This window comes from Rhizobium binxianense, from assembly GCF_028994275.1.
GTDB classification, from domain to species: Bacteria; Pseudomonadota; Alphaproteobacteria; order Rhizobiales; family Rhizobiaceae; genus Rhizobium; species Rhizobium binxianense.
The window spans coordinates 1,077,233-1,100,183 of the sequence record NZ_CP118713.1; the positions used below are offsets into that span (position 1 = coordinate 1,077,233).

The 22,951-nt window shown below is 62.6% G+C and carries 23 protein-coding genes; 9 read left to right on the top strand and 14 right to left on the bottom strand.

The genetic code is table 11. The features are described 5' to 3' along the window. Positions 1-254: 254 nt before the first annotated feature. Complete coding sequence (locus tag PO860_RS05385) at positions 255-959, top strand: glycoside hydrolase family 25 protein (protein ID WP_183606669.1); 705 nt, start codon at positions 255-257, stop codon at positions 957-959. A 10-nt stretch (positions 960-969) separates the two neighbouring features. Here PO860_RS05385 and PO860_RS05390 read toward each other — a convergent pair whose 3' ends face one another. The 4 genes from PO860_RS05390 to radA all read right to left on the bottom strand — a co-directional run bounded on the left by PO860_RS05390 (position 970) and on the right by radA (position 5,533). Beyond that, positions 970-1,710, bottom strand: a complete 741-nt coding sequence (locus PO860_RS05390) for an SDR family NAD(P)-dependent oxidoreductase (RefSeq protein ID WP_183606368.1) — start codon at positions 1,708-1,710, stop codon at positions 970-972. Positions 1,711-1,785: 75 nt separating this feature from the next. Next, complete coding sequence (purF, locus tag PO860_RS05395) at positions 1,786-3,276, bottom strand: amidophosphoribosyltransferase (RefSeq protein ID WP_183606369.1); 1,491 nt, start codon at positions 3,274-3,276, stop codon at positions 1,786-1,788. Between the two features lie 148 nt (positions 3,277-3,424). Continuing rightward, positions 3,425-4,042, bottom strand: coding sequence for a CvpA family protein (locus PO860_RS05400; protein WP_183606370.1), 618 nt, complete (start codon positions 4,040-4,042; stop codon positions 3,425-3,427). A gap of 90 nt (positions 4,043-4,132) precedes the next feature. Then, positions 4,133-5,533: a DNA repair protein RadA gene (gene radA / locus PO860_RS05405; RefSeq protein WP_003578327.1), complete on the bottom strand. Its 1,401-nt coding sequence runs from the start codon at positions 5,531-5,533 to the stop codon at positions 4,133-4,135. 165 nt (positions 5,534-5,698) lie between these two features. On the opposite strand from radA, the gene PO860_RS05410 reads away from it, so the two are divergent. Beyond that, the gene (locus tag PO860_RS05410) at positions 5,699-6,334 is read left to right on the top strand and encodes a LysE family translocator (protein ID WP_273880612.1); all 636 of its coding nucleotides are present in this window, start codon (positions 5,699-5,701) and stop codon (positions 6,332-6,334) included. Between the two features lie 7 nt (positions 6,335-6,341). On the opposite strand, the gene alr is transcribed toward PO860_RS05410, so the two are convergent. The 7 genes from alr to PO860_RS05445 all read right to left on the bottom strand — a co-directional run bounded on the left by alr (position 6,342) and on the right by PO860_RS05445 (position 13,255). After that, positions 6,342-7,511, bottom strand: coding sequence for an alanine racemase (gene alr / locus PO860_RS05415; RefSeq protein ID WP_183606670.1), 1,170 nt, complete (start codon positions 7,509-7,511; stop codon positions 6,342-6,344). Between the two features lie 93 nt (positions 7,512-7,604). Then, complete coding sequence (locus PO860_RS05420; RefSeq protein ID WP_183606671.1) at positions 7,605-9,101, bottom strand: replicative DNA helicase; 1,497 nt, start codon at positions 9,099-9,101, stop codon at positions 7,605-7,607. Between the two features lie 329 nt (positions 9,102-9,430). Beyond that, positions 9,431-10,009: a 50S ribosomal protein L9 gene (gene rplI, locus PO860_RS05425; protein ID WP_049733920.1), complete on the bottom strand. Its 579-nt coding sequence runs from the start codon at positions 10,007-10,009 to the stop codon at positions 9,431-9,433. A gap of 22 nt (positions 10,010-10,031) precedes the next feature. Continuing rightward, complete coding sequence (locus PO860_RS05430) at positions 10,032-11,018, bottom strand: DUF2232 domain-containing protein (protein WP_183606373.1); 987 nt, start codon at positions 11,016-11,018, stop codon at positions 10,032-10,034. Between the two features lie 156 nt (positions 11,019-11,174). After that, positions 11,175-11,423 carry a 30S ribosomal protein S18 gene (gene rpsR / locus PO860_RS05435; protein ID WP_003547038.1) on the bottom strand — a complete coding sequence of 83 codons (249 nt, stop codon included), beginning with the start codon at positions 11,421-11,423 and terminating at the stop codon, positions 11,175-11,177. Between the two features lie 14 nt (positions 11,424-11,437). Continuing rightward, the gene (gene rpsF, locus PO860_RS05440) at positions 11,438-11,905 is read right to left on the bottom strand and encodes a 30S ribosomal protein S6 (RefSeq protein WP_003547040.1); all 468 of its coding nucleotides are present in this window, start codon (positions 11,903-11,905) and stop codon (positions 11,438-11,440) included. 306 nt (positions 11,906-12,211) lie between these two features. Beyond that, positions 12,212-13,255, bottom strand: a complete 1,044-nt coding sequence (locus PO860_RS05445) for an aldo/keto reductase (protein ID WP_275034891.1) — start codon at positions 13,253-13,255, stop codon at positions 12,212-12,214. 213 nt (positions 13,256-13,468) lie between these two features. On the opposite strand from PO860_RS05445, the gene fabD reads away from it, so the two are divergent. From fabD to gmk, 7 genes are all read left to right on the top strand, one after another. After that, on the top strand, positions 13,469-14,413 hold the full coding sequence (gene fabD / locus PO860_RS05450; protein ID WP_275034893.1) for an ACP S-malonyltransferase: 945 nt from the start codon (positions 13,469-13,471) through the stop codon (positions 14,411-14,413). Between the two features lie 30 nt (positions 14,414-14,443). Continuing rightward, a complete protein-coding gene (gene fabG / locus PO860_RS05455) occupies positions 14,444-15,181 on the top strand; it encodes a 3-oxoacyl-[acyl-carrier-protein] reductase (protein WP_039618906.1) in 738 nt (245 codons plus the stop codon). Positions 15,182-15,467: 286 nt separating this feature from the next. After that, on the top strand, positions 15,468-15,704 hold the full coding sequence (locus PO860_RS05460) for an acyl carrier protein (RefSeq protein ID WP_003547058.1): 237 nt from the start codon (positions 15,468-15,470) through the stop codon (positions 15,702-15,704). Positions 15,705-15,797: 93 nt separating this feature from the next. Continuing rightward, the gene (gene fabF, locus PO860_RS05465; protein ID WP_183606376.1) at positions 15,798-17,060 is read left to right on the top strand and encodes a beta-ketoacyl-ACP synthase II; all 1,263 of its coding nucleotides are present in this window, start codon (positions 15,798-15,800) and stop codon (positions 17,058-17,060) included. 184 nt (positions 17,061-17,244) lie between these two features. Next, entirely contained in the window at positions 17,245-18,483 is a 1,239-nt protein-coding gene (gene mltG, locus PO860_RS05470; RefSeq protein WP_183606377.1) for an endolytic transglycosylase MltG, read from the top strand. Positions 18,484-18,501: 18 nt separating this feature from the next. Next, positions 18,502-19,389: a YicC/YloC family endoribonuclease gene (locus PO860_RS05475; protein ID WP_183606378.1), complete on the top strand. Its 888-nt coding sequence runs from the start codon at positions 18,502-18,504 to the stop codon at positions 19,387-19,389. Between the two features lie 3 nt (positions 19,390-19,392). Beyond that, a complete protein-coding gene (gene gmk, locus PO860_RS05480; RefSeq protein WP_183606379.1) occupies positions 19,393-20,055 on the top strand; it encodes a guanylate kinase in 663 nt (220 codons plus the stop codon). Here gmk and rsmA read toward each other — a convergent pair. From rsmA to PO860_RS05495, 3 genes are read right to left on the bottom strand one after another with little or no spacing between them, the layout of a single operon-like run. Beyond that, on the bottom strand, positions 20,052-20,879 hold the full coding sequence (gene rsmA, locus PO860_RS05485) for a 16S rRNA (adenine(1518)-N(6)/adenine(1519)-N(6))-dimethyltransferase RsmA (RefSeq protein ID WP_275038208.1): 828 nt from the start codon (positions 20,877-20,879) through the stop codon (positions 20,052-20,054). The genes gmk and rsmA overlap by 4 nt on opposite strands. Next, positions 20,879-21,907, bottom strand: a complete 1,029-nt coding sequence (pdxA, locus tag PO860_RS05490) for a 4-hydroxythreonine-4-phosphate dehydrogenase PdxA (RefSeq protein WP_183606381.1) — start codon at positions 21,905-21,907, stop codon at positions 20,879-20,881. The genes rsmA and pdxA overlap by 1 nt, the downstream gene beginning before the upstream one ends. 6 nt (positions 21,908-21,913) lie before the next feature. Then, positions 21,914-22,858, bottom strand: a complete 945-nt coding sequence (locus PO860_RS05495) for a SurA N-terminal domain-containing protein (RefSeq protein ID WP_273880617.1) — start codon at positions 22,856-22,858, stop codon at positions 21,914-21,916. Between the last annotated feature and the right edge of the window lie 93 nt (positions 22,859-22,951).

Sequence of the window (22,951 nt, forward strand, 5' to 3'; positions counted from 1 at the left end):
TCATGGCGCGATTTATGGCGTGGGAATGGCATTTGGTCAAGAGGGACGAGGAGCGATCCGGCGGCAACCGGAGCGACATATCCGGTGACTCGATTGCAAGGGCGAGCGTCCGGCGAAGACACGGGTGCGCACGCCGAGACTCGTCCGCCATTTTCACGGCACAAATCGCGAATAGCCAATTGGCAGGCTGTTGAAAATAGGGGGAATGAGTGAGAAGCTTGGTCTGGGGAACGATCGGAGCGACTGCAATTCTGATGGTCGCATCCGCCGCTTATTTCGCATACGATTTCGGCATGCTTCGTTTCAACAATCCATCTTTGTCTACCCATCCGATCCAAGGCATCGATGTCAGCCATCACCAGGGCGACATCGATTGGAAGACCGTTGCCGCGCAGCCGAACGTGCGTTTTGCGATCATGAAGGCGACCGAAGGCGGCGACCACAAGGATTCCCGGTTCGCCGACAACTGGCAGCGCGCCGGAGACGCCGGAGTGGTCAGGGGCGCTTATCATTTCTTCACCTTCTGCCGCCCGGGCAGGGATCAGGCGCAGAATGTCCTGGCGACCGTGCCGAAGGAGCCGGGAACCCTGCCCATCGCCGTCGACCTGGAGTTTGTCGGCAATTGCAACAAGGTCCCGACGCTCGAGGAAATGGCGACGGAGGTGAACGCCTTCTTCACCGAGCTGAAAGGCACCTTTCCGGAAAAGCCGATTTTCTACGTCACGCAGGAGTTCTTCGATCAGTATCTGAAAGGCAATGAATCCCGCTTCCCCGACCACTATCTCTGGCTGCGAAGCGTGTTCAAGGAGCCGAGCCACGAGGGATGCGGTCGCTGGTCGATCTGGCAATTTGCCGATAACGGCACCTTGGACGGCATCCGGGGACCGGTGGACCTCAATGCACTATGCCCGTCGGAAACGGACCTGGCGCACCTGTTCCCAGCCGTTGCAGCGAAGTGAGAGTTGCGGCTTATTCCGGCAAGCGGTAGTCCACCAGCTTGTTCTCCCGCACGATGAACAGCTTGCCCGTCTCGGTCACTCCGGGACCGAGCAGCGGCAGGATCGCCTTCGCCACCTCGGATGGATGCGGCAGCGTCTGCGGATCTTCGCCGGGCACGGCCTGTGCCCGCATGGCGGTGCGGGTCGCGCCGGGATCGACGCTGGTGATGCGCAGCGCCGTCGACTGGCTCTCGCCGGCCCAGGTGCGCGCCAGCGCCTCGACGGCGGCCTTGGACGCGGAGTATGCGCCCCAGAAGGGACGGCATTTATGCGCGGCACCCGAAGACAGGATGACGGCGCGGCCGGCATCGGAACGGGCGAGCAGCGGATCGACCGAGCGGATCAGCCGCCATGTCGCGGTGACGTTGATGGTCATCACCTTTTCGAACACCTTCGCTTCGATATGGCCGATCGGCGAAATCACCCCGAGCACGCCCGCATTGGCGACCAGGATGTCGAGCCTGCCCCAGCGCTCGAAGATCGAGCCGCCGAGCGCGTCGATCGCATTCATGTCGGCAAGGTCGAAGGGCACCAGCGTCGCCGTGCCGCCGACGGCCTTGATCGCATCGTCGAGATCCTCGAGCCCGCCGACCGTGCGGGCGCAGGCAATCACATGGGCGCCCGCTTTGGCAAGTTCCAGTGCCGTGAAATAGCCGATGCCGCGCGACGCACCGGTGACGAGTGCGATCTTGCCCTCAAGATTGATGTTCATGATGTCATATTCCCCGACGAAGGGAGAGGGGTGCGGTGAACCCCTCCGGATGGATGATGGGAAAGCCGGCCCGTATCAGCCGTTGCTGGCAAGCATCGAAAGCTTGTTGCCCATGGACTCGCCGTTCTTATCGAGGAGGCGGGTCGGATAGTCACCGGTGAAATAGTGATCGGTGAACTGCGGCCGGGCCGGGTTGCGATCCTCACCGCCGACGGCGCGATAGAGGCCGTTGATCGACAGGAAAGCAAGCGAATCCGCGCCGATATATTTGGCCATGGCTTCGACATCGGCATACTGGTTCGCCAGCAGCTTTTCGGCATCGGGCGTATCGATGCCGTAGAAATCCGGGAAGAAGATCATCGGGCTTGCGACACGGACATGAACTTCGCGTGCACCGGCTTCACGGATCATCTGGACGATCTTGAGAGAGGTCGTGCCGCGCACGATGGAATCGTCCACCAGCACCACGCGCTTGCCTTCGATCATTGCGCGGTTGGCGGAATGCTTCAGCTTCACGCCGAAGGCGCGGATCTGCTGCGTCGGCTCAATGAAGGTGCGCCCGACATAATGGTTGCGGATGATGCCGTATTCGAAGGGAATGCCGCTCTGCTGGGCATAGCCGAGAGCCGCAGGCGTGCCGCCATCCGGCACCGGCACGATCACGTCGGCATCGACGGGCGATTCCTTGGCGAGGTTCATGCCCATGTTCTTGCGGGTGGTATAGACATTGCGGCCGCCGACGACCGAGTCCGGTCGGGCGAAATAGACATATTCGAACAGGCAGAGGCGCTCCGGCTGCGGCTTGCTGGGCTTGCGTGCATCGATGCTGATCGAGCCGTCAGGCTGGATTTCGCAGATGACGACTTCGCCGTTCTCAACGTCGCGGATGAACTTGGCGCCGATGATGTCGAGCGCGCAGGTTTCCGAGCAGAAGATCGGCTTGCCGTCGAGTTCGCCCATGACAAGCGGGCGGATGCCGGTGGGATCGCGCGCGGCAATCAGCTTGGTGCGCGTCATGGCGAGCATCGAATAGCCGCCTTCCATCTGGCGAATGGCGTCGATGAAGCGGTCGGATGTCGAAGCGTGGCGGGAACGGGCGATGAGGTGGAGGACGACTTCGGTATCGGAGGTCGACTGACAGATGGCGCCGGTGGCGATGATCTGGCGGCGCAGCGTCAGGCCGTTGGTGAAATTGCCGTTATGGGCAATGGCGATGCCGCCTTCTTCCAGTTCAGCAAAGAGCGGCTGCACGTTGCGCATGGCCACTTCGCCCGTTGTCGAGTAGCGCGTATGACCGATCGACATGCTGCCGGGCAGGCGGGCGAGCGTCATCGGATTGGTATAATGGTCGCCGACGAGGCCCATATGGCGCTCTTGATAAAAGCGCTTGCCGTCGAAGGACACGATGCCGGCCGCTTCCTGCCCACGATGCTGAAGCGCATGCAGGCCAAGAGCGGTGAGGGCCGCGGCATCGGGATGTCCCAAAATTCCGAAAACCCCGCATTCTTCATGCAGCGTATCTCCGTCGAGCGGATCGTCGGTCGGGATGGCATGGGACTGGTTCATTTCTGCGGGCCTCTGCTCTCACAAGAATGGATCGGCATTTCCAGAAATAACTGAAGCCCGGCGGAGCTGGACTGCCCGGCCGGACCCCTCATTTCGTCCCGCTCAAATGGCAATTGCCTTAAGGCGGGTCAAGCTCTTGAACACTGTGTCAATTCGCCGGCTGCTGTGCAGGCGCGGTCGGTGCGTCTTCCGCCGGAGCCTGGTCGCCCGTCGGCGGATTGGTACCTTCCGTGCCCTGTGCCTGCGGCTGAAGCTTATCACGGATGCTCGCCGGTATCATCTGGGCAAATTGCTCCGGCAGAACCGATTTCAGCTTCACGACCATCGAATCCAGGAAGGGCTTCGACTTCGCGTCGTTGACCCAGGCCGGGCGGTGGTCGACATCGACCAGCCAGTTCCAGAAGGCGACGGCGACGACGAGCAGCAGCACGCCGCGCGCTGCCCCGAACAGGAAGCCGAGTGTGCGGTCGAGCGCGCCGACGCGGCTGTCGATGATGAAATCGGCGATCTTCATCGTGATGAAGGAGATGACGATGAGCGCGATCAGGAAGACGACCGCTGCCGAGCCGACGATCGCGATGCGATCGTCATCGGTGTATTTCTTCGCATAGGGCAGCAGGTAGGGATAGAGATAGTAGGCCGCCGCCGCCGAACCGCCCCAGCTCGCGATCGAGAGGATCTCGCGCGAGAAGCCGCGGACCATCGCCAGCACGGCGGAGAAGAGCACGACGCCGATGACAATACCGTCGAAAATCGTAATGGGCATGTAATTTCAACTCCAGGACTGCCGCTTGGCGGCCGTGTCGTGCCTTATCGTGTGCCTCCTATATCATCACCAATCTTGGCAATGAAAGGATCAAACCTCGTCTTCCACACGCAGCGCTCCCTTCGACCCGGCGATGCGCGCGACCAGATCCGGCAGGCTTTCGACCTCGCTCCAGCGCCCGCCGGAACCTTTCGGCAGTTCAGCGGAGGCGGACGGAAGCAGTGCAGCGGAAAAACCCAGCTTCTCGGCTTCCTTGAGGCGCTGGGCGGTATGAGCAACCGGCCGGATGGCGCCCGACAGGCTGACTTCGCCGAAATAGACGCAATCTGCAGGAAGGGCAATACCGGCAAGCGAGGAAACGAGCGCCGAAGCGACGGCCAGATCGGCCGCCGGTTCGGTGATGCGGTAACCGCCGGCAACGTTGAGGTAGACGTCGTGCTGGCCAAGCCGCACGCCGCAATGGGCTTCGAGCACCGCGAGGATCATCGACAGCCGGGCCGAATCCCAGCCGACGACGGCGCGCCTGGGCGTGCCGAGTGAAGTCGGCGCCACCAGCGCCTGCACCTCGACGAGCACTGGACGCGTGCCCTCCATGCCGGCAAAGACGGCAGCGCCCGGCGATTTCTCGTTGCGCTCGCCGAGGAAGAGCTCCGAGGGGTTGGCGACCTCGCGCAAGCCTTTGTCGGACATTTCGAAGACGCCGATCTCGTCGGTCGGGCCGAAGCGGTTCTTGACCGTGCGCAGGATGCGGTAGTGATGACCGCGATCGCCTTCGAAATAGAGCACGGCATCGACCATGTGCTCGACGACGCGCGGGCCGGCGATCTGCCCGTCCTTGGTCACATGGCCGACGAGCACCATGGCAGCCCCGGTCTGCTTGGCAAAACGGATCATCGCCTGCACGCCGGTACGCACCTGCGTCACCGTTCCCGGCGCGGATTCGGCCAGTTCGCTCCACAGCGTCTGGATGGAATCGATGATGACGAGATCAGGCCTTTTGCCCTCGGCGAGCGTCGCCAGAATGTCCTCGACATTGGTCTCGGCCGCCAGCATCACGTCGGTATCGGCCGCCGCAAGGCGCTGCGCCCGCAGCCGGACCTGCGCCACGGCTTCTTCGCCGGAGACGTAGATGATCTTGTGGCCGCGTCGCGCAAGGGCCGCCGCCGCCTGCATCAGCAGCGTCGATTTGCCGATGCCGGGATCGCCGCCGATCAGCACTGCCGACCCCCGCACGAAACCACCGCCGAGCGCCCGGTCGAGCTCCGACATGGCGGTATGAATACGCGGCGCCTCCTCGATCTCGCCCGACAGCGCCGTCAGCGTCACCGGCCGGCCTTTTTTCGGCGTCTTGCCGGGACCGGAGCCGATCCCGCCCATCGGGTCTTCTTCGACGATAGTGTTCCACTCGCCGCAGTTTTCGCATTTGCCGGCCCAGCGGTTATGAACCGTGCCGCAGTTCTGGCAGATGAATTGTGTCCTGGCCTTGGCCATCGATTACTCTTTCAGTCCGGGTTCCCGAGGCAAGCAGACGCGCCGCTTCATCGAATCATTGTGGTGCTTGAGATAATGGCTATCGCGACGGATCAAAACTAATGATTTCCCCATCAGCGCGCGCCGTGTCTATCCTTTGCCTTTGCTCATCCGGAACGGTGGAAGATGTTCGATTATTCGCTCGCGCACTGGTTTGCATTTCTGTCGGCGTCGGTTTTGCTCAATCTCTCGCCCGGCCCTGACATCGCCTTCATCCTCGGTCATACGATGAGAGGTGGAAAGCGTGCCGGTTTTTCCGCGCTGTTCGGCGTCTGGTCTGGCGCCTGCTTGCACGTGCTGATGGCAGCGCTCGGCCTCTCCGCCGTGCTTGCCGCTTCCGCCGTCGCCTTCTCCGCGGTCAAGTGGATCGGCGCCGCCTATCTCGTCTGGCTGGGTATCCAGGCCTTGCGTGCCGGCGGCGGCAATGGATTGATAAAGGCTGCCGGTGAAGAAATGCCGGTCGCAAGGATCTACCGGCAGGGAATTCTGGTGTCGCTGCTCAATCCGAAGGTGGCGATATTCTTCCTGGCCTTCCTGCCGCAATTCGTCGTCGAAGGGGCAGGGCCGGCATGGGCCCAACTCATGCTGCATGGTGGGCTCATCATTGTCGTCGCTGCCTTCATCGAACCGCCGCTCGTCCTTCTCGGAGGACGCCTTGCCGACACACTCAGGCATAATCAGAAAATCGGGCTATGGCTGGATCGCGGCCTCGGCGCGCTTTTCCTGGCGCTCGGCGTCCGGCTTGCGCTCAGCAGCCGCTGAGAGGAGCTTATTCCTCGGCGACATAGCGCCGCTCGTGGCGCAGCCCCATGCTGGTCAGGATCTCGTATCCGATCGTGCCTGCCGCCCGCGCTACCTCATCGAGGGCCATGTTCTTGCCGAACAGCTCGACATAGTCTCCGGCGCGCACCGCATTCTCAGGCAGGTCGGTGATGTCGAAGATCGTCAGGTCCATGGTGATCCGTCCGGCAACCGGAACCTTGTGTCCGGCGATGAAACCTTGTCCGCCTTGCGGCACCACCTGGCGCAGCGGCACGCCGCCGCTCGACTGGCTGCGCATATAGCCGTCGGCATAGCCGGCCGAAGCGATCGCCAGCCGGCTGTCGCGGCGAAGCTGCAGCGCCCGCCCGTAACTGACGGTCTCGCCGGCCTCGACGCTGCGCACCTGGATGATGCGCGCTTCCGCGGTCGCGACCGGCCGCATCGGGTTCGCTAGGCCGTTGACTGCCTCGCCGCCATAAAGCGCGATGCCGGGCCGCGTCAGGTCGAAGTGATAATCTTCGCCGAGAAAAATGCCGGCCGAGGCGGCAAGACTTGAATCGATCCCTTCATAGGCGGCGCTAACCCTGTGGAATGATTCGAGCTGCCGCCGGTTCATCGCATGGCTGGGATCGTCGCCGCAGGCGAGGTGGCTCATGACCAGCACCGGCGCGAAACTCGCCGGCCGCGAGACGTCGTCGGCGAGCGCGATCGCATCGTCGATATGCAGTCCCAGCCGATTGAAGCCGGTATCGACATGCAGCGCGCAGGGGTAGTCGCCGTAATCGGCAAGCACCGCCATCCAGAAGGCGAGCTGCTCGTCGGAGGAAATCACCGGCACCAGATCATTGTCGAAGAAGCGTCGCTCGGTGCCCGGCCATATGCCCGACAGCACGAAGATGCGCGCCTCGGGCGCATAGAGGCGAAGGGTGACGCCCTCGTCGACGGTGGCAACGAAGAAGTCGCGGGTGCCTGCCATATAGAGCGCTTCGCCGGCATCCTCGATACCCATGCCATAGGCATCCGCCTTGACGACGGCAGACGTGCGCGCAGCACCAGAGCGGCGCGCCATATCACGCCAGTTCTCGGTCAAGGCGGTCAGGTCGACGGTCAGCCGCAGGCCTGCCGAGGCAAAATTGTCGTCTTCGGGTGCGTCGAAAAATTCGCTCATGATCCACATCGAAAAGAGGCCGGAGAAGGAATCTCCGGCCAGTCTAGAGGTCAAAGGTGTCGGGGGAAAGTCCGGCCGCTGCGTTGCAGCACTGGCCCACGATCAATGCTCTTCATATTGGGTGAAGGAGGGATCGGCGAGATCGGCAAAGCGGGTGAACTCCGCCTGGAAGGCGAGCTTCACCGTGCCGGTCGGTCCGTGGCGCTGCTTGGCGATAATGACGTCGGCCGTGCCTTTCACCTTGTCGAACAGCGCTTCCCATTCCGGATATTTCGGATCGTGAATGTCGCGCGGCTCCTGGTTCTTGACGTAATATTCCTCGCGGAACACGAAGAGCACGACGTCGGCGTCCTGCTCGATCGAGCCGGATTCGCGAAGGTCGGACAGCTGCGGCCGTTTGTCGTCGCGGCTTTCGACCTGACGCGAGAGCTGCGACAGCGCGATGATCGGAACGTTGAGTTCCTTGCCGAGCGCCTTCAGGCCGGTGGTGATCTGGGTGATTTCCTGCACGCGGTTGTCGCTTGACTTGCCCGAGCCGGTCATCAGCTGCACGTAGTCGACCACCAGTACGTCGAGGCCGCGCTGGCGCTTGAGGCGGCGCGCGCGCGCCGAAAGCTGGGCGATCGAGATACCGCCGGTCTGGTCGATATAGAGCGGCACCTTCTGCATCATCATCGAGCAGGCGACGAGCTTTTCGAAATCGGCATCGTTGATGTCGCCGCGGCGGATCTTCGAGGAGGAGACTTCCGTCTGCTCGGAGATGATACGGGTGGCGAGCTGTTCGGACGACATTTCGAGCGAATAGAAGCCGACGACGCCGCCGTTCTTGGCCTTCATGCTGCCGTCCGACTGGACCTCGCCCTCGTAGGCGGCGGCGATATTGTAGGCGATGTTGGTGGCCAGCGAAGTCTTGCCCATGCCCGGGCGTCCGGCGAGCACGATCAAGTCCGAACGCTGCAAGCCGCCCATTTTGGAATCCAGCGAATGGATGCCGGTGGAAATGCCGGAAAGCCCGCCGTCACGCTCCTTGGCGACGGCCGCCATGTCGATCGCCAGCGCAACCGCATCGTTGAAAGCCTGGAAGCCGCCGTCGTAGCGGCCGTTCTCCGCCAGTTCGAAAAGGCGGCGTTCGGTATCCTCGATCTGCGACTGCGGCGGCATGTCGAGCGGCGCGTCATAGGCGATGTTGACGACATCCTCGCCGATGGTGATCAGCGCCCGGCGCAGCGCCAGATCGTAGATCGCCCGGCCGTAATCCTCGGCATTGATGACGGTGACGGCGTTGCTGACGAGGCTCGCCAGATATTGCGAAACCGTCATGTCGCCGACCTTCTCGTCGGCCTTCAGGAAGGTCTTGATCGTCACCGGATTGGCGATCTTGCCCATGCGGATGATATCGCCGGCAACCTCGAAGATCTTCCGGTGCAGCGGTTCGTAGAGATGGATCGGCTTCAGGAAGTCCGACACCCGGTAATAGGCGTCGTTGTTCATCAGGATCGCACCCAGAAGCGCTTGCTCGGCTTCGATATTGTTGGGTGCTTCGCGATAATGCTGCTCCGACGGAGCAACAGCTGCAATCTTTCGAGCGGCGTCGTTCATCATCATCCGTTCTGTCTTTTTCCAGTTCCGGATTTGCAATTCCGGACGCGAAAATCAAGAGGCTGCGAAAGGAGCGGGGGCTCGCTTCGCTTAAATCCTGAACGCTGTGCACATTGTTCGACTTCTCCACAGTCCTGGGCGTCACAAAGGAGAAATACTGGCAGTGTCACCCGCACGACACGGTATGGGGCCGACTCAGTCTATCCGTTTCACAGAACTTTATCTTAGCGCAATGCGATAAGACTCGCAGCAAAACAACCGTAGAATCCCCAACGAAAAAGCCCGGCGCGGTGGCCGGGCTTTCCTCTCGTGGATTGCTCCGGCGAGAATTATGCTTCGTCTTCGTCGACGCCGTCGGCTTCCGGATCGAAGAAGTCCTCAGGACGCAGCGCGTCTTCGTCGACGCCGTAGATCGCGTCGACCGAGGTGAGCTCTTCGCCCTTGGCCTGGCGCTCTGCCTCTTCGGCAGAACGGGCAACGTTCAGCTCGACGTGGATTTCGACTTCGGCATGCAGCTGCAGCTCGACCTTGTGCAGGCCGATCGCCTTGATCGGCGTGTTGAGGTGGACCTGGTTGCGGCCGATGTTGAAGCCTTCGGCGGCGAGGATCTCGACGACGTCACGGGCAGCAACCGAGCCATAGAGCTGGCCGGTTTCGCCGGCGGAACGCACGACGATGAAGGACTTGCCGTCGAGAACGTCGGCGACCTTCTGGGCTTCCGATTTGCGCTCGAGGTTGCGGGCTTCGAGCGTCGCGCGCTCGGCTTCGAAGCGGGTCTTGTTGGCGGCGTTGGCGCGCAGCGCCTTGCCGAGCGGCAGCAGGTAGTTACGGGCAAAGCCGTCGCGAACCTTTACGGTTTCGCCCATCTGGCCGAGCTTGGAGATGCGTTCGAGGAGGATGACTTCCATTTTCCTTTTCCTTTCTTGTGTCTCAGATTTTCGTGTCGGATTGTTTGGGGGCATCAGCATCTTTCGTCGGGGTCAGCGCGATCGCCTTGCGCGTATCGCTGAGACCGAGAACGAGGATGAGGAGAGCTGGCAGCAGCATGAGCATCGAGGCCAGGTAGCTGAGGATGAGGGCCGGCAGGCGCCAGTCCTTGCCGCGCGTGCGGAAATGCAGCGAGGCGAAACCGGACAGCATGAAGCCGGCGCCGAAAGTCCCGATCACAGTCGCCCCGACCAGTGCCGGAACGCCGCCGAAGAAGCAGGCGGCAAGCCCGGCGAGGAAGATGAAGATCGAGTTGCGGTTCATGCGCAGCGACGAGGGAATGTCCTCGCGCGGGCGAAGGCCGCGGCCGGACGCAGCAACGATGCGCACGGCGAAATAATACGCGGCAAACAGCATGGAGACCCACATGCCGCCCTGCAAAGCCGGCAGCATCAGCAGGATCAGCGATTTGGTCTGTGCGGTCGCTGTCGGATCTGGCATGAATTCCGGCTGCTGCTGCTTGAGCGAGGTGATCAGCAGATCGACGATCGGATCGGTGATCTCGGGCCCGTAGCTGATCATCACGCCGATGACGATGACGGCGATCGTCACCAGGCCGCAGAGATGCAGCAGGATATCGGAGAGCGGATACCAGGCAAGCAGATGGTCGGGGCCGCCGAGTTCGGAGGCGGGCCGCGCCAGATTGGCAAGGTGGCTGAGCCAACCGGCCGGCAGCAGCGTCACCAGCGTCATGATCAGCGCGAAGGAAGGCGAGATGAAGATTGCGCCGAGTGCCGCAGCGGTAGCGACGGCCGAAACGGCGGCAGCATTGCCCCATCCGAGCCCGACGATCAGGATCGGCAGGGCCGAGGCCGTATAGAGCAGCGCGCTGAAAAACGACGGCTGCATGCTCGCGCCCAGCACCAGCAGGGCGGCGGTCAATCCGGCGAGTGCGCCGATCAGCAGCGTTCTAAGGTTCGGTCGTTTCAAGGTCGCTGTCCTGCTTCATCAAGCAGTTAGAGGATGTTGCTGAATCGAATTCAGAAACGTCTCAACATGGGTTTTAAGAGTTCCGATCCGCGCCCATCGCGGAAGGGAGAAGGGAAGGCACGAATGCCTTCCCTCATTGGTGGTCACGTCAGCCGATCAGGCGACGACGTAGGGCAGCAGGCCGAGGAAACGGGCGCGCTTGATCGCCTGGGCGAGTTCGCGCTGCTTCTTCTGGGAAACGGCCGTGATGCGGGACGGAACGATCTTGCCGCGCTCGGAAATGTAGCGCTGCAGCAGGCGTACGTCCTTGTAGTCGATCCGCGGTGCGTTGGCGCCGGAGAACGGGCAGGTCTTGCGGCGGCGATGGAACGGGCGGCGGACCGGAGCGGAGGAAGTTTCAGACATATCTCGGATCTCCCTTATACACGGTCTTCGCGCGGACGGCGCGGACGGTCGTCACGGTCGCCGAAGCCACCTTCACGCGGCGGACGCGGGCCACGATCACGATCGCCGAAGCCGCCTTCACGCGGGCCACGGCCGCCTTCGCGCGGACGGTCGTCACGGTCGCGCTTCTGCATCATGGCAGACGGACCTTCTTCATGCTTCTCGACGGCGATCGTCATGTAGCGAAGAACGTCTTCGCTGATGCGCATCTGACGTTCCATTTCCTGGACGGCAGCAGCCGGTGCATCGATGTCCATCAGGGCGTAGTGCGCCTTGCGGTTCTTCTTGATGCGATAGGTGAGGGACTTGAGGCCCCAGTTCTCGATACGCCCGACCTTACCGCCGTTAGCTTCGATCACACCCTTGTACTGTTCTACGAGGGCATCGACCTGCTGAGCGGAAATATCCTGCCGGGCAAGGAATACATGTTCATAAAGAGCCATGACAGCTTTGCCTTTCTTGCGTTTGGTTCAACCCGATATTCGGCGGCTAAGCCTCAACGACTGCTCCTGATTGGGCGGACCCAGGCAAGAAAGCGTTTTCCGAGACGGTCGAGAGCGGAGACACGGGAGGCTGGAACGCTTCCGTTCCGAACGATTTCCACGGGGAAACCGGCCCTCCGTTCAGCCACCAGCCAGAAGACCGGGTTAACGAACAGGGCGGCTTATACGGATTTTTTGGGCAAAGGCAAGCGCAATCGGACCCGACGCAAACAGATGGTTGGCGTCGGGGGCGTTACGGCAATATGATCACAGCGTCAGCGGATACTGCCGGTGCACCTTGGCGATCTCCGCCAGCACCTCCTGCGAAAGCGTCAGGTCGGCCGCGCCGATATCGATTTTCAACTGCTCCATCGACGTCGCGCCGATGATGGCGGAGGCCATGAAGGGTCTGGACAGGCAAAAGGCGAGCGCCATGGCCGCCGGGTCGAGACCGAAGGTTGCCGCGATCTGCAGATAGGCTTTGGTCGCCGGCTCCTGCAGCGGCTGCAGGCGGCCGCCGATATCGTGGTTGATCGAACCGCGCGAACCCTTCGGCCTGCCGCCATCGACATATTTGCCGGTCAGGATGCCGCCGGCGAGCGGCGAATAGGCGAGCAGCCCGACATCCTCGTGATGCGAGAGTTCGGCGAGATCGAGGTCGAAATGGCGGTAGAGGAGATTGTATTCGTTCTGGACGCTGGCAACGCGTGGCAGGCTTTTCTGTTCGGACAGCGTCAGGTATTTCTGGATGCCCCAGGTGGTTTCGTTGGAAAGCCCGATCGCCCGGATCTTGCCTTCCTGCACCAGCGCGCCGAGCGTTTCCAGGATGTCGAGCATATTGGCGACGGTCTTGTCGCGATCCTGGTTGAAGGGATTGTAGCTCCAGTTCTGGCGGAAATGGAAATGGCCGCGGTTCGGCCAGTGGATCTGGTAGAGGTCGACGTATTCGGTCTTCAGCCGCGTCAGGCTGGCCTCGAGCGCCAGGCGGATATTCTTTGCATCCGCGCCTTCGCCGCCGCGTATATAGTCGCGGCCGCGGCCGGCGACCTTGGTGGCGAGCACGACATCTCCACGCTTGCCGGTCTTCTTGAACCAACTGCCGATATAGTCTTCAGTCCAGCCCTGTGTTTCGGGCGAAACCGGGGTGGTTGGGTAGAGTTCGGCGGTATCGAAGAAATTGACGCCCTTTTCGACGGCGTAATCCATCTGCGCATGCGCGTCGGTTTCGCTGTTCTGCGAGCCCCAGGTCATGGTGCCCAGGCAAATCTCTGAAACGGAAATGTCGGTGCGGCCTAGCGAATTGTACTTCATGAGAAAACCTTGGGAGCGAGGTGAAGGCTTGGGAGGGCCTGCGCAAATCTAGGCTCGATTTGGCAGAGCGCAAGAGCAAAAACCTGGCTTTTGTGCGCGTGCGAAAGGCTTTGCGGAGAATGAGCCGCCACTTGACTCTGCCGGAAAGAATGTCAATTGGAGGCAAAACAGCCTCAAGGGGCGCAATCAGGGGCATGAGCCAGGGACATGAGCATGACCATCGCTTTCACTTTTCCCGGTCAGGGCAGTCAGGCCGTCGGCATGGGCAAGGACTTGGCCGAGAATTTCGCCGAGGCCCGCGCCGTTTTCGACGAGGTCGATGAGGCGCTCGGTGAAAAGCTTTCGGACGTCTTGTTCAATGGTCCCGAGGAGACCTTGACCCTGACGGCGAACGCCCAGCCGGCGTTGATGGCCGTCTCGATCGCCGTCGTCCGCGTGCTCGAAGCCAAAGGGCTGGATCTGAAGTCCAAGGTCGCCTACGTCGCCGGCCACTCGCTCGGCGAATATTCGGCACTCTGCGCCACCGGTACCTTTTCGCTCGCCGATACCGCGCGACTCCTGCGCATTCGCGGCAATGCCATGCAGGCCGCCGTCCCCGTCGGCGTCGGCGCCATGGCCGCGATCATCGGCCTCGAACATGCCGACGTTATTGCCGTCTGCGAGGCAGCGGCGGCCATCGGCGCCTGCCAGATCGCCAACGACAATGGCGGCGGCCAGATCGTCATATCAGGCGAGAAGGCAGCCGTCGAAAAGGCCGCCGGCCTTGCGACCGACAAGGGCGCCAAGCGCGCCATCCTGCTGCCGGTTTCCGCTCCCTTCCATTCCAAGCTGATGGCGCCGGCGGCCGAGGCCATGCGCGCGGCACTGGCAACCGTCGCCAAGTCCGATCCCGTCGTGCCCCTCATCGCCAATGTCCGCGCGGCCCCGGTGACCGGCGCCGACGAGATCGCCCGTCTCCTTGTCGAGCAGGTGACCGGTCAGGTCCGCTGGCGCGAGACGGTGGAATGGTTTGCCGGCAATGGCGTGACGACGCTTTATGAACTCGGCTCCGGCAAGGTGCTGACCGGCCTTGCCCGCCGCATCGACAAGACGATCAACGGCATCTCCGTCAACGGTCCGGCGGATATCGACGCGACTGTTGCCGCCCTCACGGCCTGATTGGTATCTCCAGATATAAGGAACGTTTCCATGCTCGATCTTTCCGGCCGCAAGGCTCTCGTCACCGGCGCATCGGGTGGTATCGGCGAGGAAATCGCCCGCCTTCTTCATAAGCAGGGCGCCATCGTCGGCCTGCACGGCACCCGCGTCGAGAAGCTGGAAGCGCTGGCGGCCGAACTCGGCGAGCGCGTCAAGATTTTCCCGGCCAACCTCTCCGACCGTGACGAGGTCAAGGCGCTCGGCCAGAAGGCCGAAGCCGAACTCGAAGGCGTCGACATCCTCGTCAACAATGCCGGCATCACCCGCGACGGCTTGTTCGTGCGCATGAGCGACGAGGATTGGGACGCCGTCCTCGAAGTGAATCTGACGTCGACCTTCCGCCTGACGCGCGAATTGACGCATCCGATGATGCGCCGCCGCTATGGCCGCATCATCAACATCACCTCCGTCGTCGGCGTCACCGGCAATCCGGGCCAGGCCAATTACTGCGCCTCCAAGGCGGGCATGATCGGCTTCACCAAGTCGCTCGCGCAGGAAATCGCCACCCGCAACGTGACGGTCAACTGCGTGGCGCCCGGCTTCATCGAGAGCGCCATGACCGGCAAGCTGAACGACAAGCAGAAGGAAGCGATCATGGGAGCGATCCCGATGAAGCGCATGGGCACGGGCGGCGAGGTCGCTTCGGCGGTCGCTTATCTTGCCTCTTCCGAGGCCGCTTACATGACAGGCCAGACGCTGCACGTAAACGGCGGCATGGCGATGATCTGAAACGACAAACTGTCGGCGTGGGAATAATTCCGCCAATAGCATGTTGAGCAATCACGAACCGTTGATTTTCTGGCTTTGCGGCAGACATAAAGCATGTTAAGCGGGCCATGACTGTGAACAGTCGTCCCGAGAAAGCAGACGGACCGGCGGGCTTTTTGCAAGCCTGGGACATCTCTGAAGCCGGGTAAACGAGTTTGCCGAGGATGTCTGAAAACATCGCAGGCTGAAACAGGGTAAGGGTGCCGCAACGGCATTCCGATCAGGACATAAGGTCGAGGAAACCGACATGAGCGATATCGCAGAACGCGTAAAGAAAATTGTTATTGATCATCTTGGCGTCGATGCCGACAAGGTCGTCGAGAGCGCCAGCTTTATCGACGATCTGGGCGCTGACTCGCTCGACACGGTCGAACTTGTCATGGCTTTCGAAGAAGAATTCGGCGTTGAAATTCCTGACGACGCTGCCGACTCGATCCTGACGGTCGGCGATGCCGTGAAGTTTATCGAGAAGGCCCAGGCCTGATCCTGTAATTTTGAGAAAGGGCGGGCCTGGAGTCCGCCCTTTTCTTTTCGGCATATTTCTCCATAGAACATAAGAGACGGGGGAAAGCACGCGATGAGACGTGTCGTCATCACCGGTACCGGCATGGTATCACCCTTGGGATGCGGAACAGAGGTGACCTGGTCCCGGCTGCTTGCCGGCCAGAACGGCGCCCGCCTCGTCACCGAATTCGAAGTCGACGACCTTCCCGCCAAGATCGCCTGCCGTATTCCCGTCGGTGACGGCACCGACGGCACCTTCAATGTCGATCAGTGGATGGAGCCGAAAGAGCAGCGCAAGGTCGATCCCTTCATCATCTACGGCATGGCCGCCGCCGACATGGCGCTTGCCGATGCCGGCTGGCACCCCGAAACCGATGAGGAGCAGATCGCCACCGGCGTGTTGATCGGCTCCGGCATCGGCGGCATCGAAGGCATCGTCGAGGCGGGTTATACCCTGCGCGACAAGGGCCCGCGCCGCATCTCCCCCTTCTTCATTCCCGGCCGCCTGATCAACCTGGTCTCCGGCCAGGTCTCGATCCGCCACAAGCTGCGCGGCCCCAATCATTCGGTCGTCACCGCCTGCTCGACGGGCGCGCATGCGATCGGCGATGCCGCGCGGCTGATCGCGCTGGGTGATGCCGACGTCATGGTCGCCGGCGGCACAGAATCTCCCGTCAGCCGCATTTCGCTTGCCGGCTTTGCCGCCTGCAAGGCGCTGTCGACCCAGCACAACGACGACCCGCAGAAGGCGTCGCGCCCCTATGACCGCGACCGTGACGGCTTCGTCATGGGCGAGGGCGCCGGCATCGTCGTGCTCGAGGAACTGGAACACGCCAAGGCGCGCGGCGCCAGGATCTATGCCGAAGTCGTCGGCTACGGCCTGTCGGGTGATGCCTATCACATCACCGCGCCCTCCGATGACGGCGAGGGCGCCGGCCGCTGCATGGCGATGGCGCTGAAGCGCGCCGGCCTGACGCCGGCCGATATCGATTATATCAACGCCCACGGCACCTCGACCATGGCCGACACGATCGAACTCGGCGCTGTCGAGCGACTGGTCGGCAACGCGGCGTCGAAGATCTCCATGTCCTCGACCAAGTCGGCGACCGGACACCTTCTCGGCGCTGCCGGCGCGATCGAGGCGATCTTTACCACGCTCGCCATCCGCGACAATGTCGCGCCGCCGACGCTCAATCTCGACAATCCCGAGCGTGAGACGGCGATCGATCTTGTTCCGCACAAGGCGCGTGAGCGAGAAATCAATGTGGCGCTGTCCAACTCGTTCGGATTCGGCGGCACGAATGCATCGCTCGTCCTGCGCCGTTACGCGCAATAAGAGCCCTGCGCGCGGTGTAACGGGTGTGTCCCTTACGCCGCAACGGCCGGTTCTCTGTGTTGCGTAGCACGGCGTGCGGGAGCATAACGACCGGCAACGGCGCCGTTGGACGGCGGCAGAACCTGCTTTTGCCGCATTGCTTCGCGAAATAGCGAAGTGAGGGTCAAGTTTTAGAGGATTGCCGGTGAGCGATACGACGAACCAGAGCAACGATACCCCGCAAGGCGAGAACGACCGGCAGGCGCAGAAGGGACCGATCATCCCGAAGTCGCCGAGCGAAGCCCTGCGTCCGGAGCGCGTTCCGGAGCCGCCGAAACGCTCCAAGAAAGCCCGCGGCCAGGTCGTTCTTTTCCTGAACTTCATCATGACGATGGCGGTTCTGGTCTGCGTCGTCGCCGTTATCGGCTTCTACTATGCCACATCGACCTATCGGAGCCCCGGTCCGCTGCAGACCAACACCAATTTCATCATCCGCAATGGCGCGGGTCTGGCCGAAATCGCCTCGAACCTCGAGCGCAACGCGATCATCAGCGATGCCCGCATCTTCCGCTATCTCACGGCAACGCATCTTTCTGCCGGTGAAAGCCTGAAGGCCGGTGAATATGAGATCAAGGCCGGAGCCTCCATGAGCGATATCATGGAGCTTCTGAAATCGGGCAAATCCATTCTCTATTCGGTTTCCTTCCCTGAGGGCCTGACGGTCCGCCAGATGTTCAACCGCATGCTGGAGGATAAGGTGCTTGAGGGCGATCTGCCGGCCGCCCTTCCGCCCGAGGGCAGCCTGCGCCCGGATACCTATAAGTTCTCGCGCGGCACCAAACGCTCGGAAATCATCCAGCAGATGGCGGCGGCCCAGCAGAAAATCGTCGATCAGATCTGGGACAAGCGCGACTCCTCGCTGCCGTTGCGGTCCAAGGAGGAATTCGTCACACTTGCCTCGATCGTCGAAAAGGAAACCGGCGTTGCCGACGAGCGCGCTCATGTCGCCTCCGTTTTCCTCAACCGGCTCGGCAAAGGCATGCGCCTGCAGTCCGATCCGACGATCATCTACGGTCTCTTCGGCGGCGACGGCAAACCGGCCGACCGGCCGATCTACCAGTCGGACCTGAAGCGCGACACACCATACAATACCTATGTCATCAAGGGTCTGCCGCCGACGCCGATCGCCAATCCTGGCAAGGATGCGCTGGAAGCCGTCGCCAATCCCTGGAAGACGCAGGATCTCTATTTCGTTGCCGACGGCACCGGTGGCCATGTTTTCGCCGCGACGCTCGAGGAGCACAATGCCAACGTCAAGCGCTGGCGCAAGCTCGAGGCCGACAAGGGCTCGGACCCGAACATCGCAGTCGACGGCCAGCCGGAAGAACAGCCGGCCGATAGCGGCGCGACCGTCGTGCCGCCGAAGAAAAAGAAAATCAACTGATACTTTCTGGAGGCTCGCATGGCTTTGCAGTCCATGACCGGTTTTGCGCGACGCGAGGGAACGAGCGGCCGCTGGCGCTGGGCATGGGAATTGCGCTCGGTCAACGGCAAGGGCCTTGACCTGCGGCTGCGCCTGCCACCCGGCCTCGAACGCATGGAGGCAGAGGTCCGCCGCCTGGCCGGCGAAAGCTTCAGCCGCGGCAACCTGCAGGCATCGCTATCCGTCACCGCCGACGAGAACCGCTTCGAGGCCGTGTTGAACAGGCAGGCGCTCGCCGCCGTGCTGGCCATGCGCGAGCAACTGGACGGAACAATCGACCCGTCACCGCTGAAGCTCGATACGCTGCTTCTGGTGCGCGGCATCGTCGAATTCCGCGAAAGCGAGGATGGCGAGGAGGCGCTCGCCGCCCGTGATGCCGAGATCGCTGCGGGCCTGCTCGCCGCGCTTTCCGATCTCAGAGCGATGCGGGAACAGGAAGGGTCGGCGCTGACCCGCATCCTGCTCGACCATGTCACGACGATCGAAGGCCTGACACGAGCGATCGAGGCCGATCCCTCACGTTCGCCGCAGGAGATCGCTGCGCGGCTTGCCGCGCAGGTTGCGATGTTGATGGACGGCACGGCGGCGCTCGACCGCGACAGGCTGCATGCCGAAGCCGCATTGCTGGCGACCAAGGCGGATCTGCGCGAGGAAATCGATCGTCTGAAGGCGCATGTCGCCGCAGCGCGCGATCTCTTGGTGAAAGATGGTCCGGCCGGCCGCCGGTTGGATTTCCTTGCACAGGAATTTAACCGCGAATCGAATACCATCTGCTCGAAGTCGAATGCCTCGGCGGTCACCGCTGCCGGCATCGAGTTGAAAGTCGTGATCGACCAGTTCCGCGAGCAGGTCCAGAATTTGGAGTAAGACATGAAACCGGCGAAATCCTCGCCCGTGCAGATCGCCCGCCGCGGTCTGATGCTTGTCATCTCGTCGCCGTCAGGCGCCGGCAAGTCCACCATTGCGCGCACGCTGCTGGAGACCGACAAGAATATCGGCCTTTCCGTCAGCGTCACCACGCGCCAGCGCCGTCCGAGCGAGGTCGAGGATGTGCACTACCACTTCAAGAGTGTGCGCGAGTTCGAGCGGCTGCGCGATAGCGACGCACTGCTCGAATGGGCCGAGGTGCACGGCAATTTCTACGGCACGCCGCGCGAGCCTGTGGAGCAGGCCATGGCCGAAGGCCGCGACATGCTCTTCGACATCGACTGGCAGGGCGCCCAGCAATTGCAGGAGAAAATGTCTGCCGACGTGGTCTCGATCTTCGTGCTGCCGCCGACCATGACCGAGCTGCAGTCGCGGCTGCACCGCCGCGCCGAGGATTCCGAGGAGGTCATCCAGACGCGCCTCGCCAATAGCCGCGCCGAGATCGCCCACTGGCGCGAATACGACTATGTCATCGTAAACGACGATCTCAACGCCGCCCTCGATGCCGTCCAGTCGATCGTCAAGGCCGAACGCCTGCGCCGCGACCGCCGCCATGGCATGTTCGATTTCGTCCGTGAACTGCTGGAAGAGACGCCGAGCCTTTAAAGGCTGTTTGCCAGAAGGCAGAATTCCTCGACGGACAGGGTTTCGGCCCGCCGCGCCGGATCGATCCCGGCCTTGACGAGCAGGCGCTCGCCGCCGAGCGGCTTCAGGCTCTGGCGCAGCATCTTGCGACGCTGGCCGAAGGCCGCCTGCGTCACCTTTTCCAGATCGGCGACAGCGCAGGGGATCGGGTTTCCCAGGGGTGTCAGATGCACGACCGTCGACGTTACCTTCGGCGGCGGCGTGAAGGCTTGCGGCGGCACGTCGAAGGCCATGCGAGCCTCCGTCCGCCAGCCGCAGAGCACGCCGAGGCGGCCGTAATGGTCGTCGTCTTCGCCGGCGACGATACGTTCGCCGACTTCCTTCTGAAACATCAGCGTCAGCGACTGCCAGAAGGGCGGCCAGGCTTTCGGCAGCAGCCAGTTGACCAAAAGCTGCGTGCCGACATTGTAGGGCAGGTTGGCAATGATCTTGATCGGGCCTTCCGGTGCCAATGCCTCGAAATCCGTCTTCAGCGCATCGCCTTCGACGACTTCCAGCCGGCCGGGATAGTGATCGGCGATCTCGGCAAGCGCCGGCAGGCAGCGGGCATCGCGCTCGATGGCGATGACCTTCCGGGCGCCGAGCGCCAGGATCGCCCGCGTCAGTCCGCCGGGGCCAGGGCCAACCTCGAAGACGGTTGCCTCTTCGAGCGCGCCGGCCGTGCGGGCGATCTTCTGCGTGAGGTTGAGGTCGAGCAGGAAGTTCTGCCCGAGCGCCTTGCGGGCATCGAGGCCGTGACGCTGGATGACGTCGCGAAGCGGCGGTAGACCATCGAGTGCTGCCATTAGCGGCGGCTTTCCGCACTGCGGCCGAGCTGGGCGGCGAGCTTCAGCGCCGCAACGAGGCTCTGCTCGCGCGCCAGCCCCTTGCCGGCAATGCCGAAAGCGGTGCCGTGATCCGGCGAGGTGCGCACGAAGGGAAGCCCGAGCGTCACGTTAACGCTGTCGTCGAAGCCGAGTGCCTTGGCCGGGATCAGCGCCTGATCGTGATACATGCAGACGGCGACGTCATATCGCGTCCGCGCTTCGTCATGGAACATCGTGTCGGCGGGCAGGGGGCCGATCGCATCGATGCCCTCGTCGCGCAGGCGTTCGATCGCCGGGCGGATGACATCCTCGTCCTCCTTGCCGATCGTGCCGTCTTCGCCCGCATGCGGGTTGAGGCCGGCGACAGCCAGCCGCGGCGCCTCGATGCCGAAGCGCTGCCTCAGGTCTTCATGGGCGATCCGGCAGGTGTCGACAATCAGTTCGCGCGTCAGCGCCTGCGGCACGTCCCGGATCGGAATGTGGATGGTGACCGGGATGGCCCGGAGCTTTGGTCCGGACAGCATCATGACAGGCGTCACCGGCTTGCCGGTCGCCCTGGCGGCGAGATCGGCGAGAAATTCGGTATGGCCGGGAAACCGGAAGCCCGCCTCATAGAGCACGGCCTTGGCGATCGGGTTGGTGACGACCGCCAGCGCCTCGCCGTCGATGACGAGCGACACGGCTTTTTCGATCGCCGCGATCGTGCCCTTCGCCGTTGCCGCATGCGGCTCGCCGGCCACCACTTCGATGCCAACAGGCACCGTCATGACGGGCAGCGCGTCGCCGAACATGCCGGCGGCCTCGCTGGCTCTATCGGTCTCGCGGATCGTAACCGCCAGATTGAGCTGGCGCGCTCGCAACGCCAATACGCCGGGATCGCCGATCAGGAAGAAAGGCGGCAGCCCGAGTTCGCGCCGCCGGAGCCAGGCCATCAGGGTAATATCCGGCCCGATGCCGGCGGGGTCGCCCTGGCTCAGCGCGAGCGGTCGCGAAAACGGTATCGTCATTGTCGGTCAACGATAGGCGATCTGCGCCTTCTTGCGCAGTTCATCCAGGTACTTCTTGCTGTTTTCGTTTTCCGGGCTGGCGTCCTTGCCGGCCTTGGACTTGCCGAGGTCCTCCTGGCGGAAAACCATTTCGGCCGCCTGGTCGTCGGAAACCTGGCGCTGGCTGCAAATTGCCAGATATTCGACGCCCTTGTCGGTGACGCGGGTGCCTGTCGTATTCCCCTTGGCCTGCTCGACCAGCGGCTTCCAATCCGGCGGGATCTCGGGGGCGAGCATGCGGCCGAGATCGCGCACGGAAACGTCGCGCATCGTCGCAGCAAAGACCTTTGCCTGATCGCAGCCGGGAAATTTCGAGCGCGACGCCTCGGCTTCACCCTTGCGCTTGCCGGTGATGGCGTTGCGCTTGGCTTGCGGAATGACGAAGATGACCTGCTGCAGCATATATTCGGTCGTCACCGGCTTCTGCTTGTTATTCTGCATCATGCGCGAGACGAGGTCATAGTTCGACAGCCGCGCGGTCGAACCGTAGCGCGCGTTGACGACCCGCGGCCAGCTCATCTGCACGGCGATGAAACCCTTGAAATGGTCGACGCCGACGCCGGCACGATCGAGGATCTGTGACATCTGTTCGACGGAAAGCTTGTTGCCACTCGAAAAACGGGCGAAAGACGCGTCGACGTCCTGCTGCGAAACCGACATATGGACGCGGGCGACCTCCTGGCGCTTGAGCGCCTCGTCGATCAATTGCTCCTCGGCAGCCTTGGCGTCGGCCTTGGTATGCTGCAGGCGCAGAAAGGCCTGACGCTTGGCGACATCGCCGCTGGTGATGGCCGTGCCGTTCACCACGGCCTTGACCTCACTTGCCGCAAGCGCTGGAGCGGCAATCCCCGTCAGCAAGGCAAGCGCCGCCCCGGCGAGGAAGGTGGTTATAGCTTTTTTCGCGTCAATCATCCGTTGACCTCCCGATAGCGCCGCGAGACGTTGTTCGCGGCGTTCTTACCACAGTGCGAGACACGCGGAAATCGCTTCCGTCACGGCGCGAAA

Bases quoted from the DNA above. Each gene is read 5' to 3' on its own strand.
- pdxA (WP_183606381.1), bottom strand. From the start codon at position 21,907: ATGACGATACCGTTTTCGCGACCGCTCGCGCTGAGCCAGGGCGACCCC.
- PO860_RS05460 (WP_003547058.1), top strand. From the start codon at position 15,468: ATGAGCGATATCGCAGAACGCGTAAAGAAAATTGTTATTGATCATCTT.
- PO860_RS05475 (WP_183606378.1), top strand. From the start codon at position 18,502: ATGGCTTTGCAGTCCATGACCGGTTTTGCGCGACGCGAGGGAACGAGC.
- radA (WP_003578327.1), bottom strand. From the start codon at position 5,533: ATGGCCAAGGCCAGGACACAATTCATCTGCCAGAACTGCGGCACGGTT.
- alr (WP_183606670.1), bottom strand. From the start codon at position 7,511: ATGTGGATCATGAGCGAATTTTTCGACGCACCCGAAGACGACAATTTT.
- PO860_RS05390 (WP_183606368.1), bottom strand. From the start codon at position 1,710: ATGAACATCAATCTTGAGGGCAAGATCGCACTCGTCACCGGTGCGTCG.
- PO860_RS05410 (WP_273880612.1), top strand. From the start codon at position 5,699: ATGTTCGATTATTCGCTCGCGCACTGGTTTGCATTTCTGTCGGCGTCG.
- rsmA (WP_275038208.1), bottom strand. From the start codon at position 20,879: ATGGCAGCACTCGATGGTCTACCGCCGCTTCGCGACGTCATCCAGCGT.
- rpsF (WP_003547040.1), bottom strand. From the start codon at position 11,905: ATGGCTCTTTATGAACATGTATTCCTTGCCCGGCAGGATATTTCCGCT.
- rpsR (WP_003547038.1), bottom strand. From the start codon at position 11,423: ATGTCTGAAACTTCCTCCGCTCCGGTCCGCCGCCCGTTCCATCGCCGC.
- PO860_RS05400 (WP_183606370.1), bottom strand. From the start codon at position 4,042: ATGCCCATTACGATTTTCGACGGTATTGTCATCGGCGTCGTGCTCTTC.
- purF (WP_183606369.1), bottom strand. From the start codon at position 3,276: ATGAACCAGTCCCATGCCATCCCGACCGACGATCCGCTCGACGGAGAT.
- fabF (WP_183606376.1), top strand. From the start codon at position 15,798: ATGAGACGTGTCGTCATCACCGGTACCGGCATGGTATCACCCTTGGGA.
- fabG (WP_039618906.1), top strand. From the start codon at position 14,444: ATGCTCGATCTTTCCGGCCGCAAGGCTCTCGTCACCGGCGCATCGGGT.
- PO860_RS05495 (WP_273880617.1), bottom strand. From the start codon at position 22,858: ATGATTGACGCGAAAAAAGCTATAACCACCTTCCTCGCCGGGGCGGCG.
- fabD (WP_275034893.1), top strand. From the start codon at position 13,469: ATGACCATCGCTTTCACTTTTCCCGGTCAGGGCAGTCAGGCCGTCGGC.
- PO860_RS05420 (WP_183606671.1), bottom strand. From the start codon at position 9,101: ATGAACGACGCCGCTCGAAAGATTGCAGCTGTTGCTCCGTCGGAGCAG.
- rplI (WP_049733920.1), bottom strand. From the start codon at position 10,009: ATGGAAGTCATCCTCCTCGAACGCATCTCCAAGCTCGGCCAGATGGGC.
- gmk (WP_183606379.1), top strand. From the start codon at position 19,393: ATGAAACCGGCGAAATCCTCGCCCGTGCAGATCGCCCGCCGCGGTCTG.
- PO860_RS05385 (WP_183606669.1), top strand. From the start codon at position 255: ATGGTCGCATCCGCCGCTTATTTCGCATACGATTTCGGCATGCTTCGT.
- PO860_RS05445 (WP_275034891.1), bottom strand. From the start codon at position 13,255: ATGAAGTACAATTCGCTAGGCCGCACCGACATTTCCGTTTCAGAGATT.